This is a genomic window from Roseateles sp. FW301-B2 (assembly GCF_058788955.1).
Genome location: NZ_JBYTBE010000078.1, coordinates 1 through 693 on the forward strand (window position 1 = coordinate 1; position 693 = coordinate 693).

Annotated in this window: 1 protein-coding gene; it reads right to left on the reverse strand. The window is 60.3% G+C overall.

Features of this window, described 5'->3' with window-relative positions:
• Window positions 1-77: 77 nt before the first annotated feature.
• Window positions 78-693: GNAT family N-acetyltransferase (locus AC3WQY_RS24580; protein ID WP_492711226.1), on the reverse strand; the 616-nt coding region annotated here is incomplete at its 5' end.

Sequence of the window (693 nt, forward strand, 5' to 3'; positions counted from 1 at the left end):
GTCATCGTCAGGCTAATATCCAAAGCAAACCCTCCGCCTCCTATGAGTCGGAGGGTTTTTGCTTTTAAGGGCCGCAATTACTTGAATTCAAGTTGATGATCCGGCCAAGCCGGGTTGATCAGGGCATAGAGGTCGTGATCGCGCCAGGCGCCGCTGATGAAGAGATAGCGCTTGCTATGGCCCTCATGCGCAAAACCAAGGCGCAGCAATACTTGACGGCTGCGCGTGTTTTCCGGGCGCACGGCGGCCTGCAGACGGTGCAGGCCTACGCGTTGGCTGAATATCTCGCCGCGCACCGCTGCCAAGGCCTCGCTCATGAGGCCTTGGCCTTGCCGTTGAGCATCCAGCGAGTAGCCCAGCATGGCACTCTGGAACACGGCGCGCGATACCTGCGAGACCTGGCATTGGCCGATCACCTTGGTCGGTGCATCCTGGCTGCAGATCCACCAGCGGTAAGCCTGCCCCTCCTCAAAGGCCAGCGCGGCAAGTTGCAGGCGCGCCGCTACCTGATCCGGCGCGAAAAAGCCCGGCGGCGAAGGCGGATCCCAGGGCGCGAAATGCGCCTGATTGCGCAGATAGAACTCGCTTACCGACTCGCTGAGCGCCACATGGGGAGTGACCTGCTCGGGTTTATCGAGACAGTAATTCCTAGAAGACGGCGGGTTGCAGGTCTTGGCGGAGTTGCTGTTTGAA